General features: G+C 71.7%; 11 protein-coding genes. 6 read left to right on the top strand and 5 right to left on the bottom strand.

Annotated features, from left to right (window positions below; all coding sequences use genetic code 11):
• Nucleotides 1-46 precede the first annotated feature (46 nt).
• Nucleotides 47-604 (top strand): hypothetical protein, encoded by a 558-nt coding sequence (locus IPJ59_RS15870; RefSeq protein ID WP_293272354.1) that lies wholly within the window; start codon nt 47-49, stop codon nt 602-604.
• Nucleotides 605-612: 8 nt separating this feature from the next.
• Here IPJ59_RS15870 and polA read toward each other — a convergent pair whose 3' ends face one another.
• Nucleotides 613-3420: a DNA polymerase I gene (gene polA, locus IPJ59_RS15865; RefSeq protein WP_293272353.1), complete on the bottom strand. Its 2808-nt coding sequence runs from the start codon at nt 3418-3420 to the stop codon at nt 613-615.
• Between the two features lie 212 nt (nt 3421-3632).
• On the opposite strand from polA, the gene IPJ59_RS15860 reads away from it, so the two are divergent.
• Entirely contained in the window at nt 3633-3947 is a 315-nt protein-coding gene (locus IPJ59_RS15860) for a hypothetical protein (RefSeq protein WP_293252160.1), read from the top strand.
• 14 nt (nt 3948-3961) lie between these two features.
• Nucleotides 3962-4591: a class I SAM-dependent methyltransferase gene (locus IPJ59_RS15855; protein WP_293252158.1), complete on the top strand. Its 630-nt coding sequence runs from the start codon at nt 3962-3964 to the stop codon at nt 4589-4591.
• Nucleotides 4592-4595: 4 nt separating this feature from the next.
• On the opposite strand, the gene IPJ59_RS15850 is transcribed toward IPJ59_RS15855, so the two are convergent.
• Nucleotides 4596-6734 carry a chloride channel protein gene (locus tag IPJ59_RS15850; protein WP_293272352.1) on the bottom strand — a complete coding sequence of 713 codons (2139 nt, stop codon included), beginning with the start codon at nt 6732-6734 and terminating at the stop codon, nt 4596-4598.
• 78 nt (nt 6735-6812) lie between these two features.
• Between IPJ59_RS15850 and IPJ59_RS15845 the strand changes: the two genes are divergently transcribed.
• Nucleotides 6813-7316 carry an alpha/beta fold hydrolase gene (locus IPJ59_RS15845; protein WP_293252154.1) on the top strand — a complete coding sequence of 168 codons (504 nt, stop codon included), beginning with the start codon at nt 6813-6815 and terminating at the stop codon, nt 7314-7316.
• A 7-nt stretch (nt 7317-7323) separates the two neighbouring features.
• Here IPJ59_RS15845 and IPJ59_RS15840 read toward each other — a convergent pair whose 3' ends face one another.
• Nucleotides 7324-10008: an MMPL family transporter gene (locus IPJ59_RS15840; protein ID WP_293272351.1), complete on the bottom strand. Its 2685-nt coding sequence runs from the start codon at nt 10006-10008 to the stop codon at nt 7324-7326.
• Between the two features lie 122 nt (nt 10009-10130).
• Between IPJ59_RS15840 and IPJ59_RS15835 the strand changes: the two genes are divergently transcribed.
• Entirely contained in the window at nt 10131-10586 is a 456-nt protein-coding gene (locus tag IPJ59_RS15835; protein ID WP_293252150.1) for a YybH family protein, read from the top strand.
• A 148-nt stretch (nt 10587-10734) separates the two neighbouring features.
• The gene (locus tag IPJ59_RS15830) at nt 10735-12045 is read left to right on the top strand and encodes a vWA domain-containing protein (RefSeq protein WP_293272350.1); all 1311 of its coding nucleotides are present in this window, start codon (nt 10735-10737) and stop codon (nt 12043-12045) included.
• A 105-nt stretch (nt 12046-12150) separates the two neighbouring features.
• Here the strand turns inward: IPJ59_RS15830 and IPJ59_RS15825 are convergent, their stop codons facing one another.
• Together IPJ59_RS15825 and IPJ59_RS15820 are read right to left on the bottom strand one after the other, a co-directional pair.
• A complete protein-coding gene (locus IPJ59_RS15825) occupies nt 12151-12618 on the bottom strand; it encodes a CBS domain-containing protein (protein ID WP_293252146.1) in 468 nt (155 codons plus the stop codon).
• An 89-nt stretch (nt 12619-12707) separates the two neighbouring features.
• On the bottom strand, nt 12708-15740 hold the full coding sequence (locus IPJ59_RS15820; protein ID WP_293272349.1) for a hypothetical protein: 3033 nt from the start codon (nt 15738-15740) through the stop codon (nt 12708-12710).
• Nucleotides 15741-15749 lie beyond the last annotated feature (9 nt).

Here is a 15749-nt window from a genome sequence, read left to right as displayed (position 1 = left end):
GATCGTGGCAGTGGTCTGGGCGGGTCCGGACCCGTACACTCGCCGCATGCATGTTCTATCTTCCTACCGATTAGCCTCCACCCTCGCTGCTCTGGTCTGCCTCGGCGCCTGCGGCGACTCCGGCGACACCAGCAGCGCCGGCTCGAGCAGCGGCGCCACCGAAGCTGCGAGCACCACCAGCGCCTCGGCCTCCAGCACCACCGACGTGCCGACCACCACCGGCGAATCGGCGAGCACGTCGGGCGTCAGCGAGGGTCAGTCCACCAGCGGCGACAGCACCTCGGCGGGCACCGACCCGGTCACCACCAGCGGCCCCGACACCGACCCCGGCAGCACCGGCGGCGGCAGCACCGGCAACATCGACCAGTGCATGCCCGACCCCCAGGACGACCCCTGCACCAGCTGCACCAAGGCCAACTGCTGCGACCAGGCCACGGCCTGCCAGGCCGATCAGGACTGCGCCTGCGTGTTCGAGTGCGTCGGCATGGGCGGCGATCCAATGACCTGCCTGGGCGAGTGCATGGTCGACCCGTTCATGAACCCGGTCGTCCTCGCGGCGTACATGTGCGTGATGGGCAGCTGCGGCGCCGACTGCGGCCTGTGATCTCCTGATCAGCCCTTGCAGGCCGCCCAGCTCGTGCCGCGCCCCGCGTCGACGTGGAGCGGCACGCTGAGCTCGGCGGCCTGCTCCATCAGCGGCCGCGCGATCGCCACGAGCTCGTCGGCGCGGGCCGCCTCGCACTCGAAGATCAGCTCGTCGTGGACCGTGAGCAGCATCTGCGCCCACGTCACCTCGCCGAGCCTGGCCTCGACCGCGATCATCGCCCGCTTCATGATGTCGGCCGCGCTGCCCTGGATCGGCGTGTTGCGGGCGATCCGCTCGCCGTAGTTGCGCGACGCGCCCTTGCGGGCCAGCTCCGGGATCCGCCGCCGCCGCCCGAAGATGGTCTCGGCGTAGCCGCGCTGGTCGGCGATGTCGACCAGCTCGTCAAGGTAGCGCGTGATGCCGGGGATCTTCTCGAGATACGCCTTGATGTAGCTGCCCGCCTTGCCGCGCGGGATGCCGAGCGAGCGCGACAGGCCAAACGCCGTCTGCCCGTAGATCACGCCGAAGTTGACCGCCTTGGCCACGCGCCGCTGCTCCGGCGTGACCTCGGCCTCGGGCACCGCGAACACCTCGGCGGCGGTGCGCCGGTGGACGTCGACGCCATCGCGGAAGGCCGAGACGAAGTTCTTGTCGCCCGAGAGATGCGCCAGGATCCGCAGCTCGATCTGCGAGTAGTCGAGCGCGACCAGGACCTTGCCCGGTCCGGCGACGAAGGCCTCGCGGATCCGCCGGCCGATCTCGGTGCGGACCGGGATGTTCTGCAGGTTCGGGTCCTTGCTCGAGAGCCGCCCGGTCTGCGCCACCGCCTGGCGGAAGCTGGTGTGCAGCCGACCGGTGCGCGGGTTGACGGCCTGCGGCAGCGTGTCGATGTAGGTGCCCTTCAGCTTGGTGAGGGTCCGGTACTCGAGGATCGGCCCGACGATCGGGTCGAGCTGCGCCAGCTCCTCGAGCACCGCGGCGTCCGTGCTGTAGCCCGTCTTCGTCTTCTTGGTCGCCTCGAGCCCGCGCTCCTCGAACAGGAACTTCTGCAGCTGGAGCGGCGAGTCGGGGTTCAGCGGGTGGCCGGCCTCGGCCTCTATCTCGGCGCGCAGCTTGTCGATCTCGGCGCCGATCGCCTTGCCCTGGGCCGCCAGCACCTTGATGTCGACCGCGACCCCGCGCTCCTCGAGCTTCTCCAGCACCCGCGACAGCGGCATCTCGAGCTGGTCGAAGAGGGCCGCGATCGCGGGCCCGGCCGCGTCGAGCGAGGCCCGCAGGTGGCGCCCGAGCTGGCCGGTGAGCAGCGCCCGCTCGCACGCGTACGCGGCCGCCTGATCGATCTGCGCGCCGGCAAAGGACACCGCCTTCTTGCCCTTGCCGAGCACCGACTCGTGCGTGAGCGTGGTGTAGGCGAACAGGTCCTTGGCCAGCTCGGCGAGGCTGTGGCTCGCGCGCGCCGGGTCGAGCGTGTACGAGGCCAGCTTGGGGTCGCCCGCGAGCCGCGGCAGTTCGACGCCGAAGCGGCGCAGCACGATCGCCTGGAACTTGGCCGCGTGGGCCCACACCGGCAGCGCCGTCAACAGCGGCCGCAGCAGCTCCAGCGCCCGCTCGCGCGTGAACTGCCCGGCCAGCAGCGCGTCGCCGGTGTGCCCGACCGGGATGTAGGCGGGCCACATCTCGTCGCCCGATTCATCGGCCGCGGCCGCGTGCGGAGCGATCGCCAGACCGACCAGATGCGCCTGGGTCGCGTCGCCGACGTCGACCGTGACCTGCAGCGCCAGCTCGCTCGCCTTCGCCAGGGCCGCGGCGATCCACACCTTCAGCGCGGCCTCGTCGGCGGCGCGGAACAGCCGCAGCCGCGTGCGATCGAGGACCAGCGGCGCGCCGGGCCGCAGCTCGAGCGGGCCCTCGGGGCCGCGACCCGCCTGCGCCGCGACGGCCCGCGCCGAGCGACCCGACAGCGAGCGCACCCCAAGCGGCGCGAAGAAGGCGTCCATCACCTCGGCGTTCGGACCATGGTCGACCAGGCTCTCGAGCGGCGGCAGGTCCGGCACGTCGCGCACCAGCTCCACGAGCTTGCGGCTGAGGCGGGCCGCGGCGACGCTGGCCTGCAGCACCTCGCGGCGCTTGGCCTGCTTGATCGATCCGGCCGCGGCCAGGAGCGCCTCGAGTGACCCGAACTCGGCGAGCAGCCCAGCCGCCGTCTTGGGGCCGATGCCGGGCACCCCGGGGATGTTGTCAGAGCTGTCGCCGGTCAGCGCGAGCAGGTCGCCGAGCTGGGCCGGCGGCACGCCCCACTTCTCCAGCACCTCCGCCGACCCGAGCAGCTTCTGCTTCATCGTGTCGTAGAGCAGCACCGGCGGGCGCGTCTCGCTGCCGTCGTCGACCAGCTGCATCAGGTCCTTGTCGGACGACAGGATGACGACGCGACGCCCGAGCTTCTGCGCCTGCATCGTGTAGGTCGCTATGATGTCGTCGGCCTCGTAGTTGACGGCCTCGATCGCCGGCAGCCCGAGCGCCGTGGTGGCCCCGCGTACCAGCGGCATCTGCGGGATCAGGTCCTCGGGCGGCGGCGGACGGTGGGCCTTGTAGTCGGGGAACAGCGCGTTGCGGAAGGTCGGCCCGCTATGGTCGAACACCGCGACGAACACCTCCGGCGCGAACTCCTTGCGCAGCGCCTGGATCATGCGGACAAAGCCGTGCAGCGCGTTGACCGGGACGCCCGCGGGCGAGGTCAGCGACGGCAGGGCGTGGAAGGCCCGGAACATGAAGTTGCTGCCGTCGATCAGGAAGACGCTGCCAGGGCCGCCTTGAGGCTTCGCGGGGGTGCTCACGTCCGCGCTTTACCACCGGGGGCCGCGCTTGACCATCCTGGCGTTATGCTCACGCCCTGACCGCCGCAGCGCAGCAACCTGGGAGCCACGCCGCCCTGCGCGAGCGTCTGCGTCAGCTGCGGCTGTCGCTCGCCCTGCTCGTCCTGCTCGGCCTCGCTGCGCTGGTCGGTGCGACCCACAGCGCCCCGCGCTCGACTGGCAGCTCCGCCGCGTTGATCGGTCACATCGCCCTCTGGCTCGCGGCCCAGCTCGCGCTGATCGCCGCGCTGGTGCTCGGCCTGCGCTGGCTCCGGCGCCGTCGCTTCGGCGCCCTGCCCTCCACTCGCCTGCGCCGACCGAGCGACGTCCTGCTCCACGTGGGCGCCGGCCTCGGCGGAGCGCTCGCCTTGCTCGGCTTCCTGCCCGCGATCGCGGCCGGCAGCGCGGCCGGCAGCACCACTGGCCTCGACTGGGCGATCGCCGGCACCGGCCTCGTGCTCCTGGCCGTGGGCCTGCGCGCCGCGGCCTTGCACGTCACGCGCGCCTAGCCGTAGCCTCGCGCATGGCCCGGGGACGATTCGGCGTGTGGTACGAGCGCCAGCTCCTGGCGCGGATCCTCGATCGCGGGATGCGAGGCGTCGATCCGCTGCGCGGCGAGCTGCTCGCCCCCGCTTCGGGCCGCGTGATCGAGATCGGCTTCGGCACCGGCGCCAACCTCCCGCACTACCCCGCCGCTGTCACCTCGCTCGTCGCGGTCGAGCCGAGCGAGGGCCTCGCCGCCCACGCTCGCGCCCGCCTGGCCGAATGGGGCCGCCCCTCCACCGTGATCGTGCAGTCCGGCGCGCGCCCGCTGCCGCTGCCCGACGCGTCCTTCGACGCCGTCGTGATCACCTTCGTGCTGTGTTCGGCCCGCCGCGTCCCGGCGCTGCTGGCCGAGGCCCGCCGCCTGCTGCGACCCGGCGCGCCGCTGCTGCTGGCCGAGCACATCGCCGCCGCCCGCGGCCCGCTGCGCCTGGCTCAGCGCCTGCTCCGTCCAGCCTGGCAGCTGTGCCTCGGCGGCTGCGATCCGACCCGCGACCCGCGGCCCGACCTGATCGCCGCGGGCTTCGATGTCAGCGAGCTGCGCGAGCAGCCGCTCGACCTCCCGATCGTCGTGCGCCCCGGTCTCCTCGGCTGCGCGCGCGCCCGCTGAAGCCTCACCGCAGCCGCCGCGCCTTGAGAAATTGCTCGCGCGTCCCCACCGCCGCGAGCACGTCGCCCTCGCGCAGCGCCGCGTTCGGGTCGACCGGCAGCACCGCGTCGCCACGCAACCACTCGAGCACGGTGACCCCGGTCTCGCCGCGCAGGTCGAGCGCCGCGAGGCTGCGCCCGGCCCAGCGCCGGCTGACCACCAGGTGCTCGAGGATGATGCCCTTGCCGAGCCCGACCTCGTGGCCCGGCGCGCCCTCGCCGTGCAGGTGCACCGCCTCCTCTTGCTCGCCGAGCACCTTGTCGCTGTAGTGCGCGAGCAGGTCGCCGCGCCGCAGCACGCCGAGCAGGTGGCGCTCGTCGTCGACCACCGGCAGCACCTCCATGCCCGAGCGAGCCGAGGCCAGCATGGCGCCGGCGAGGGTGTCGCTGGTGTACAGGTACGGCAGGCCGGCGGTGCCCATCACGTCGATCGCGGTCGAGCCCGCGTGCAGCTCGCCGGTCAGCATGCGGCGCGCCAGCTGGTTGCCGTTGATGAAGCCGATCACCGCGCCGCCGTCGTCGACCACGAAGGTCGCGCGCATGTCGGCCTCGAGGCTGGCCTTGCGGATCGTCTCGAGGTCGGCCGCCGACGCGAGCACGGCCGGGGCCGGCAGCATCAGGTCGGCGACGTGGCCGCGCTTCATCACCTCGACCTCCGCCTCGTGCCCGAGGATCACCCCGCGGCTGCGCAGCGTGTCCTTGAAGAAGCTGAGCGGGTAGGTCCGGCGGGCCACGAACACCGCCAGGATGCAGCCCAACATCAGCGGCAGGATCACCGCGTAGTCCTGCGTCAGCTCGAAGATCATCACGATCGGGGTCAGCGGCGCGTGCATCGTCGCCGCGAAGATCGCCCCCATCCCGACCAGCGCGTAGACCCCCGCGCTCTCGACCCCGGGCCCCAGCGCCGCCTCGGCGATCACCGCGACCACCGTGCCCAGGCACGCCCCCACGTACAGCGACGGCATGAACACCCCGCCGAAGCCGCCGCTGCCGACCGTCATCGCGGTGGTCACCAGCTTGAGCCCGCCGAGGGTCAGCGCCAGCTTCCAGCCGAGGCTGCCGTCGAGCGCGCGCGCCAGCGTCGAGTGGCCCGCGCCGAGCAGCTCGTTCGACACCAGCGCCGCCAGCAAGCCGACGCCGAGCGCACCGATCGCCGGCTTGACCCACAGCGGCGCGCGCAGCTGATCGAACCAGCGGGTGGTCACGATCATGGCCCGCCCGAAGGCCGTGCCGACCACCCCGGCGATCGCCGCGAGGGCCACGAAGAACAGCATCTCGGCGAGCATGCCGTCGCCGTGCTGGACCGCGTGGAAGGTCAGGTGCTCGCCGCGGATCGCGTGCGAGGTCAGGGTCCCCGCGACCGCCGCGACGATCAGCGGCACGAACACCGACATCGTGCCCACGTTGCCGCCGATCGCCCCGCCGAACACGATCTCGACGGTGAAGATGACCCCCGCCAGCGGCGCGTTGAAGGCCGCCGCCAGGCCGCCCGCGCAGCCGGCCCCGACCATCGACAGGTGCCAGCGCATCCGCAGGCCGAAGAAGCGCGCCAGCACCGATCCGACCGCGGCCCCGATCGCGACCGAGGGCCCCTCGTGCCCGCACGATCCACCGCTGCCGATCGTGATGCCGGTGCCGACCCCCACGACCACCGCCTGGCGCCCGCCGATGCGACCGCCGCCGCGGGCGATCGCCTCGATCACCGCCGGGATCCCGAGCACCGTCGGCTGGCGGATCACCCGGCGCAGCAGCAAGTGCAGCCCGCCCGCGAGCAGCCCGCCGAGCACGGGTACGCCGACCACCACGGCCCAGCGCAGCAGCGGGTCGCCGCCCTCGTCGCGCGGGAACAGCTCGAAGGCGTAGCCGATCCACGCGAGCAGGGCGCCCGCCGCCGCCCCGCTGGTGACGCCGACCACCGCCGCCATCAGGATGAGGAACACGTGGTCGTCGCGGATCACGAGGGCCAGGCGGTCGCCGATCAGCAGGCCCAGCTGCGACCACAGCCCCGCCACCCGCGAGCTCGTCGGCAGCGCCTTGAAGTAGCCCGTCGCCTGCAGGTCGACCTCGGGCCGCGGCTTCGCGGGCGTGGGCTCGGACGGGTCCATCGCAGCGCCCACAGTAACAAGTCCGGCGCCCGCGGGTCAGCACCCGGCGCGCCCGATCTCCGGCACACTGGGGCGCGCATGCCTGTCCAGGTGCCTGTCATTTTCTGCCACGGACTCGAGAGCAGCCCGCACGGGCGCAAGTACCAGGCCCTGCTCGCCGCCGGCCTCGCCCCGATCTCACCGGACTGTCAGGGCCAGGACCTCGCGGCCCGGGTCGCCACCCTGCTTCCGGTGCTGCGCGCCCACGACGACGCCGTCGTGGTCGGCTCGAGCTACGGCGGGATCGCGGCGCTGTGCGCCGCGATCCAGCACGTCGAGGCCGGCGGGCGGGTCCGCGGCCTCTTGCTGTGCGCCCCGGCGCTGCTGCGCTTCGAGCCGCCGGCCGACCGCATGCGCCTCTACCCGCCGGCGCCGACGATCATCATCCACGGGCGCGGCGACGAGGTCGTGCCGGCGCGGGTCAGCGAGGACTTCGCCGCCGAGTACCCCGAGGTCCGCCTCGAGCTCGTCGACGACGGTCACACCCTCGCCGGCAGCATCGATCGCATCATCGCGGCCACGCGCGAGCTGCTGGGCGCCTGAGCCCGCCTCACTTCGCGCGCCCGAGCACCGCGAGCAGGGCCGGCAGGACGATGAGGCTGGCGAGCAGGCAGGCGCTGATGCCGATGACCATCGTCAGGCCGAACAGGCTCTGCCCGCCGTAGTCGCCGAGCATCAGCGCGGCGAAGCTGGCGATCGTCGTCAGCGCCGAGAGCACCACGGCCCCGCCGGTCCCGCGGATCAGATCCTCGAGGCGAGCGACCCCGTGGGCCGCGGCGCTGCCCTGCGCGCGGTTCATCAGGTGCACGCCGAAGGCCGTGCCGATGCCGATCACCAGCGGCAGCGCGACGATGTTGGCGACGTTGAAGTTGAGCCCGATCGCCGCCATCACGCCGAGCATCCACAGCCAGCCGAGCGCGGTCGGCATCAGGGCCAGCGCCGCGTCGCGCAGGCCGCGGAGCTGGACCACGACGATGAGGAAGATGAGCACCGCCGACAGTCCGGCCGCCTGGCGGAAGCCGGTGACGATCATCGTCTCGTGCAAGTTGATGTTGATCGCCAGGCCCGACACGTCGGGGTCCACGGCGGCGACCGCCGCGTGGAAGGCCCGGCCGTTCGCGCCGTCCCAGGCCGAGCCCGACGGGATCACGTAGAGCGCCAGCGCCGAGCCGTCGCGGGCGACGAAGCGCTCGCGGAACAGCAGCGGCAGGTCCGAGGCGGCGTAGCTGCCGCGCTCGGCGACCGCGCGGGCCGTCGTCACCGCCCGTCCGAGCGGCCCGGCGAGCCGCGGACCGACGTCGGCGAGCCGCTGCTTGCCGGCCTCGTCGAGCGACGTGAGCCGCTGCTTGAGCCCGCGGAACGCCGCGATCGCGGCGTCGACGTCGGCGGTCGGCTGCCCAGCCTGGTCGACCCCGAAGCGGACCTCGTCGAGCGCGTCGACGATGGCGCCGACCTTCGGCGCGAGCTGCTCCGGCGTGGTCCGTACGGCCGCCAGCTTGGCGAAGTCGGGCGCCCGGTCGAGCGCCGCGAGGCCGCCGCGCAGGGCCTTGAGTCGGGCCTCGTCGAGCACCGGCAGCAGGTCGCTCGCCGTCTGCACGCCGCCGACCTCCGGCAGGGCCCGCAGCCGGGTCGCCATCGCCTGCGCCGTGGCGACGTCGGGCGCCGTCACTTCGGCGTAGACCGGGCTCATCAGCGGGTCGTGCTCGAGCACGTCGATCGCCTGGGCGCTCTCGGTGCCCGGCGGCAGGAAGTCGAAGTAGCGCGAGTTGAAGCCGATCCGCGGCAGCCCGATCGCCCCCGCGACCCCGCCGGCCAGGCCGAGCAGGAGCAGCGGAACGCGGAACCTGGCGATGAAGCGGGTCAGCGCCGCGAAGCCCGGCGGCTCCTTCTGCACCTTGGCGACGCCCATACCGGCGCGGCGCAGCAGCAGCGCCGGCAGCACCAGCAGCGAGGTCAGGACCATGCACACCAGGCCGATCACGGTGATGAGGCCGAGCTCCGCGTAGGCGGTGAATTCGGTGAGCAGCGTCGACAGGAACGCGACCGCGGTGACCAGCGCGCCGACCACGATCGCCGGTCCGGTCTGGACCACCGAGGCCTCGATCGCCGCGCGATTGTCGGCCCCGGCCCGGCGCTCCTCGTTGAAGCGGTAGATCACGTGGACCGCGAAATCGATGCCGAGCCCGAGCAGCACCGCGACGAAGCTCGAGGTGATCAGGTTCAGGTTGCTGTACGCCAGGCGCACGTAGGCCAGCGTCAGCGCCACGCCGTAGATGAGCGGCACCTGGGCGATGAACATCTGCCGCAACGAACGCAGCATCACCAGGCACAGCAGCACGATCGCCAGCGCCGACGCGACGCTCGACTTGAGCATGCCCCGCTGCAACATCTTCTGCTCGTCGACGATCATCGCCGGCAGACCCGTGAGCTTGATCGTCACGCCCGCCGGCGCCTCCGCCAACACCTCGGTCTTGATCGCCTCGATGCGCTGCACCGTCGGCGCCACGTCCGAGACCTCGTCGCCGGCGAAGCGCGGGAACATGGTGACGACGTGGTGCTCGCCGTCGACGGTGGTCAGGTAGCCGCGCGCGTCCCGGCCGCGCACCGCCGGGGCCTGGCCCGCGAGGCGAGCCATGACGTCCTCGCCAGCGAGATAGGCGTCGAAGCTGCTCGCCATGCTCACCAGCCCGCGCAGGCCCTCGGCCACCTTCGCGGGCGCCTGCGCCGGCGCGCTGCCGTCGAGCCCGGCCTGGATCTGCTGCTCGATCGCCGCGAACCACGCCGGCGCGCCGCCCTCGATCAGATCGGCGAGCGGCAACCCTTTCGGCAGTCCCGCTGCGACCTCGGCCAACGCCTCGGGCTGCTGCAGCAACAGCACCTCGGCGACCTCCTCCGGGCCGACCCGCGCGAGCACGCGACCCGCGAGCCCTGGATCTTGCTCGAGCCGCGTCGTCAGCGGATCGATCAGCGCCTGCCGCTGCTCCGGCGTGCCGCCCGAGATCAACAGCACCGGCGCGTCCGGATTGCCGAAGCGCTCATAGAAGCGGAGCATCCGCGCCTGGTCCGGGTTCTCGGCCGACACCAGCCCGAAGCGCGAGGTGCTGACCCCGAGCCCCGAGGCGATGTAAGCCGCGACAGCGACCAGCACGCCCGAAACCGTGAGCACCAACAGGGGCCGCTGCAGCGGCACCGCGACGATGCGAGAGAGGATCCGTGTAGCGAGCGGCACAGCCATCGCGGGGACCTAGCTATACCAGGGTAGGAGGGCCCCCGCAGCCTGTCTCCGCGCGTGTGACATGCAGCACACCTCGGCACAGACCCCGGCATTCGGCCGCCCAGGCGGTATCCTCGCCGGCCATGCGAGGCCTCGCGTTCGTGCTCGCCGCAGGCCTGGCCTGCGCCCACGCCACGCGAGGGTCCGACTGGCAACGCGACCGGGCCGCGATCCTCGAGTTGTTGCGCGCGCAGCAGGACGCGTGGAACCGCGGCGATCTCGAGGGCTTCTTGCGCGGCTACGATCCGGGCCCCGATCTCGTGTTCACCTCGGGCGGCCAGATCCGTCGCGGCCTCGCCGAGACGCGGGCCCGCTACCAGGCCCGCTACGGCGCGGACCGACAGACGATGGGCCGGCTCGAGTTCGCGATCCTCGACGTCCGCGCCCTCGGCCCGGGCGGCGCCGTCGTCCTCGGCCGCTGGCGCCTCACACTCGAGCCCTCGCACGAGACCCGTGGAGGGGTCTTCAGCCTGGCATTATTGCGCACCGACGCGGGCTGGCGCATCGTCCACGATCACACCTCGGCCGCACCGAGCTGAAGTCCCGTCACCGCGATGCGAGGGCCGCAGCGGCGGCCACAGCGACCCCGCACAGCGGCGTTCTGGGGCCGAACTTTGGCCCGCCGCGGCGATAGCGGTGCTGTATAGTCGCGGGGTTCTACAGACACGAGCTTTACGGAGTATGGCCATGCGAATCGCGTCGGTTTCCCTGATCCTTGCGACCTCTCTTCTAACCCTGGCGTGCGGCGACAACGGGTCCGGCACCGAGTCCCAGACGACCACCCAGACCGCGACCTCGCTGACCACGGTGCCCCTGACCACCGGGGACACGACCGAGGCCGCCCCCACTGGCAGCGCCACCGATGCCACCGGCGGCAGCGGCGGCGCCACCGACACGGCCACCACCGACACGCCCACCACCGACGCGAGCACGACGAGCCCGGTCGGTAGCACCACCGAGCTGACCGCAACCACCGATCCGAGCGGCTCGAGCACCGGGGGTCCGCCCTGCGAGGAGATCAAGGCCACGCTCATGCCGATCCCGCCGAACATCATGCTCGTGCTCGACAAGTCGGGCTCGATGGTCGCCAACCCGTCCGGTCTGTGGGACCACGACGCCGACCCCAACACGCCGAAGATCACCCGCTGGAACAGCCTCTACCAGGTCGTTCAGCTGGTCGTCACCGACTACAACGACTCGATCAACTTCGGCGCCAACCTGTTCCCGTCGACCGCCGCCCAGCAGAAGTACGACGCCTCCGCCTGCGTCGTCAACGCCAACGTCGAGATCCCGGTCGCGGCGAAGAACAAGGACGCGATCCTCAACGGCATCCCGCAGGCCGGCGACACCTTGCTCAAGGGCGGCACGCCGACCGCGTCCGGCATCACCGCGGCGCTCAACCACCTCAAGACCCTCGACCCGCAGGTGCCCGCCGCGATCTTGCTCGTCACCGACGGCGCGGCCAACTGCGCGATGGGGGCCCAGCCCCCGCCGCTGTTCGAGAGCTACGACCAGAACCTGCACACCATCGTCCAGAACGCCCTGGCCAACGACAACATCGCGACCTACGTCGTCGGCATCGACACCAAGGACGTCGTCAGCGACAACGCCCAGGACGGCAACCCCAACGCCACCAACACCTACCAGAAGCTCAATGAGCTCGCGGTCGACGGCGGCAAGCCCAAGGACGACCCGAACGAGAAGTTCTACAACGCGGTCAACCAGATCCAGCTCAAGGCCGCCCTCGACGCGATCGCGGCCGACGCCCTGTCGTGCTTCATCCCGCTCGAGTCGCAGCCGGGCTTCCCCGACGAGACCAAGGTGAAGATCGCCATGATGGAGATCCCCCACGTCATGGACTGCAACACCGAGAACGGCTGGGTCTACGAGGACGACGGCATGGGCCTCTACACCGGCATCCGCCTGTGCGGCACCGCGTGCGACAAGCTCAAGATGGAGAAGGCCGCGGACGTCGAGTTCTACTGCAGCGCCGGCTGATCGCCGCCGGTCGCTCGCATACTCCCCGGGGGCGCTCCCCGTTCGGCACCCCGCCCAGGTCTCTGGCGCGGGGTGTTCGTGCGTCGGCCACGCGATACCGGGCGATCAGGGCGTAAGCGCGGACCAGCCGAGCGCCACCGACTCGATCGTGATGTCGCTGGTGCGAGGCTGGCGCAGCTGATGAAGCGCGCGCAAGGTGTCGGAGCGGGTCACGATGCCGACGACGCGCCCGCCGTCGATGACCAGCACGCGCCGCCCGCATTGGTTGCTGAACATCGAGACCACACGGAACAGGTCGGCCGTGGGCTCGACGACCGCAAATTCGCGGGCCATGTGATCGGCGACGCGGCCAGGCTCCTCGCCGTTGAACACCGCGCCGGACAGGGCCTGCATGCAGCCCTCGTGGGTGAGCACGCCGAGGATGCCGCCCTCTGCGTCGAGCACCGGGGCGCCAGAACAAAGGTAGCGGGTCAGCACGCCGACGGCGTCGCTGATCTCGGCCTCGGGCCGCAGCGTGTGAACCGTACGGCTCATGAAGTCGGCGGCGGCAGGCATCGGAGTGGTGCTGGTCATGGGTACCTCTCTTCCGACCCACAAGCGTGCGCCAGATCGCCGATCCGGCAAGGCAGCGCCGGCGCCTCATGAGGCGCGTCGCGGCCGCGCTAGAAGCTGCGCGCGACCATCGCCCGGAAGGTGTCGAGGCCGTACTTGGTGTCGAAGCCGTGGGCGTACTGCAGGAACAGGTCGATGCTGTCGAGGTAGCCGACCTTGAACGACAGCACGAGCGACGCGCCGACGCCCCACTTGAGCGCCTGACGGGTGAAGCGATCGCTCCACGCCCCGCCGAGGTCGGCGAAGGGGATCGCGGTGATGCGGCGCATGAACAGCGGCAGCGTGCCGACGCCGCGCTCGACGTCGGCGATCGGGATGCGGTACTCGCCGTTCAGGACGGCGTAGTAGCGGCCCGCGAAGGCGCCGGGCTGGAAGCCGCGCAGCACGCCCGCCTCGCTGTAAGGGTCGCGCACCAGCAGCGTGCGGATCACGTCCTCCTGCTGCGAGTAGCCGCCGACGTAGTAGGCCCCGCGGCGAGCCAGACCGCCCGCCGAGGCCCCGCCGACGATCCGCAGCGCGAGGTTCTGGTGCCCGCGCCACGGCATGCGGATGACCTCCGCGTAGCTGCCGCTGACCTGCAGGTCGCCGAGGCGGCCGCCCAGGTGCTGGTCGACGATCGACAGGCGCGCGCCGGCGGAGCGGCCCGTCTCGCTGCCGTAGCCGAACTTCACCGTGCGCAGGTTGTCGTAGTTGAACGCGAGGTCGACCTGACCGAGGCCGCCGACCTCGGGCTGCTGGGAGGCCGGCGCGTTGGGGTCGACCGGATCGGCGGCGTCGAGGTTCTTGAAGTGGCTGTAGTTGTACTCGACCCGCGCGCTCGCGTTATGGATCGGGTGGCGGATCACCGGCACGCTCATGCTGGCGTTGAAGCGCGTCACCTGCTCGCGGTAGCCGCTCACCCGGTAGCCGGACTCGCCCTCGGGGCTGTCGTAGTTGTAGCGCTGGAAGCCGTTGCGCTGGGCGAAGGCGCGGCCGAAGCCGACGCCGAAGCTCGGCAGCAGCTGGCTGTAGTTGTAGGCCACCGACCCGACCGGCGCGTGGAAGGCCGTCGTGTAGCCGCCGCGCGCGGTGAGGGCGTGGAAGCCGAGCACGTCCGTGACCTGAAAGGTCGCGCCGATCTCGGTGCCGAACAGCGACGAGCTGATGTCGGCCACGGCCGGCAGCAGGGTCCGCGGGAACATGGTGCGGATCGGCTGGTAGCGCCGGCTCCGCGGCGACAGCGGCCGCTCCTGGCCGGGCGTCAGCGCTGGCGTCGGATCGTCGATGGCCGGCAAGTCGTCGGTCACCGGCAGCGGCGCGAAGAACTCGGCCGGGTCGAGCTTCATCACCCACAGGTCGTAGCCCTGCGCGGAGAAGCCGATGTACACCACGCGCTGGCCGTCGTTGCTGACCACCGGCTCGAAGGCGCCGCCGATCACGTTGGTGACCTGCTGCACCCGCGCGCTCTCCACCTCGTAGGCGTAGATGTTGAACACGTCGTCGCGATCGCTGGCGAACAGGATGTACGCGCCGTCCGGGGTCCAGCAGGGCTCGGTGTCGAGGAAGCGGTCAGCGGTGATCCGCGTGGTCTGCTGCGACTCGCGGTCGTAGACGTAGATGTCGCGATAGCCGCCCTCGCGCCAGCCGGAGAAGGCGACGCGCCGGCTGTCGGGGGCCCAGCGCGGCGAGAACACCTGGGCGATGCGATCGTCGCCCAGCGTGACCTCGCTGATCACCCGCGTGTTCAGGTCGAGGAAGGCGAGCCGCGACTGGGCCGCGTCGTTGCGCGAGAACACGACCGTGCGGCCGTCCGGAGCGACGTGCGGGTCGCGGCTGCGGGCGCCGCGGGTGAGCGACTCGACGTTGTTGCGGTCGCCGCCCCGCCACAGCACCAGGTCGTTCCACGAGTAGCGGAAGTCGTACTGGTGCGAGACCTCGTAGACCATCTCCTGGGTGCCGAGGATGAACGATCCAGAGGCCGCGTCCTGGACCTCGACCACGCGCTCGATGTCGAGGTTCATGCCCTGGCGGCCGACGCCGATGCCCTCACGGATGCGACCACCGGTCGATCGGATGCGGCGGATGCCGGGGTTGCTGTGGCCGTCGTCCTGATAGAAGTAGACGTGCTGGTCGTCGGCCGACCAGAAGGGGTGGCGGTTGAACTGGCCGGAGGCGGAGCTGCTGGTCTGGTAGGTCAGGCGCCGGCCCTCGCGGATGCCGCGGGCGCGGATCGCCCGGGCCTGGCCCTCGAAGCGGCGGGTCAGGTCGAGCTGGAACTCCTGCCACAGCTGATGCCAGTCGACGCCGAGCACCTTCTCGATCGCGCGGTTGATCGCGAAGGGGATCGCCTGGCCGCCGAACACGTGGCTCAGCTCGCGCAGCTTGTCCTCGCCGAAGCGGGCGGCGATGTAGTGCATGAAGTGCAGGCCGTAGAGATAGGCCGAGGTGCCGTGCGGGAACACGTTGGCCCCGCTCGAGACGCGGTCGAGCGGGAGGAAGCCGTGCTCGAGCACCGCCATGCGCAGCATCATGTCGAACTGCGTCGAACGGTGGCGGCCCATCGAGGTCAGGTGCGACTCCTCGTAGCTGGCCAGGCCCTCGACCATCCAGCGCGGCTGGATCAGGTTCGGCGACCACACCTTGCCGAGCACGCCGAAGCCGACCACCGCGTTCACCAGGCGCGGGATGCCGTGCACCGTGTCCAGGTGGACCACGTGCGTGTACTCGTGGGTCAGGAGGATGTCGAGCCAGTCGTCGTAGCTCTCGAGCACCGACATCGAATTCGGCGCGGTGAGGTTGGCCTGCAGCCGCGGGAACGGCACCGCGTTGGCGACCCCGTTGGCCTCGTCCGTGCTGTCGACGAGCGTCACGTGGGTGCGCAGGAACGACGCGTGCCCGAGGCCGACGGTGAGCCGCGCGTGGGCCCGCTCGAGCAGCATCCCGGCGCGTGAGGCCGCGTCCTCGCTGCCCTGGTAGTAGTGAATGTTGAAGTGCTCGGTCTGCAGCGTGCGCCACTTCAGGTCGCGGCTGTTGCCGGCCGCCTCGCGCGGCGCCAGCCCGAGCAGCAGCGCCAGGAACGCGAGTGCGAGGCGGAGGACGGGCACGCGGGCGCC

This window comes from Nannocystis sp. (assembly GCF_016714285.1).
Taxonomy (GTDB): domain Bacteria; phylum Myxococcota_A; class Polyangia; order Nannocystales; family Nannocystaceae; genus Nannocystis.
The sequence above is the reverse complement of the archived record's forward strand: the minus strand, read 5'-3'. Positions and strand labels throughout refer to the sequence as shown.

Bases quoted from the DNA above. Each gene is read 5' to 3' on its own strand.
- IPJ59_RS15835 (WP_293252150.1), top strand. From the start codon at position 10,131: ATGCGAGGCCTCGCGTTCGTGCTCGCCGCAGGCCTGGCCTGCGCCCAC.
- IPJ59_RS15870 (WP_293272354.1), top strand. From the start codon at position 47: ATGCATGTTCTATCTTCCTACCGATTAGCCTCCACCCTCGCTGCTCTG.
- IPJ59_RS15825 (WP_293252146.1), bottom strand. From the start codon at position 12,618: ATGACCAGCACCACTCCGATGCCTGCCGCCGCCGACTTCATGAGCCGT.
- IPJ59_RS15855 (WP_293252158.1), top strand. From the start codon at position 3,962: ATGGCCCGGGGACGATTCGGCGTGTGGTACGAGCGCCAGCTCCTGGCG.
- IPJ59_RS15845 (WP_293252154.1), top strand. From the start codon at position 6,813: ATGCCTGTCCAGGTGCCTGTCATTTTCTGCCACGGACTCGAGAGCAGC.
- IPJ59_RS15850 (WP_293272352.1), bottom strand. From the start codon at position 6,734: ATGGACCCGTCCGAGCCCACGCCCGCGAAGCCGCGGCCCGAGGTCGAC.
- IPJ59_RS15840 (WP_293272351.1), bottom strand. From the start codon at position 10,008: ATGGCTGTGCCGCTCGCTACACGGATCCTCTCTCGCATCGTCGCGGTG.
- IPJ59_RS15830 (WP_293272350.1), top strand. From the start codon at position 10,735: ATGCGAATCGCGTCGGTTTCCCTGATCCTTGCGACCTCTCTTCTAACC.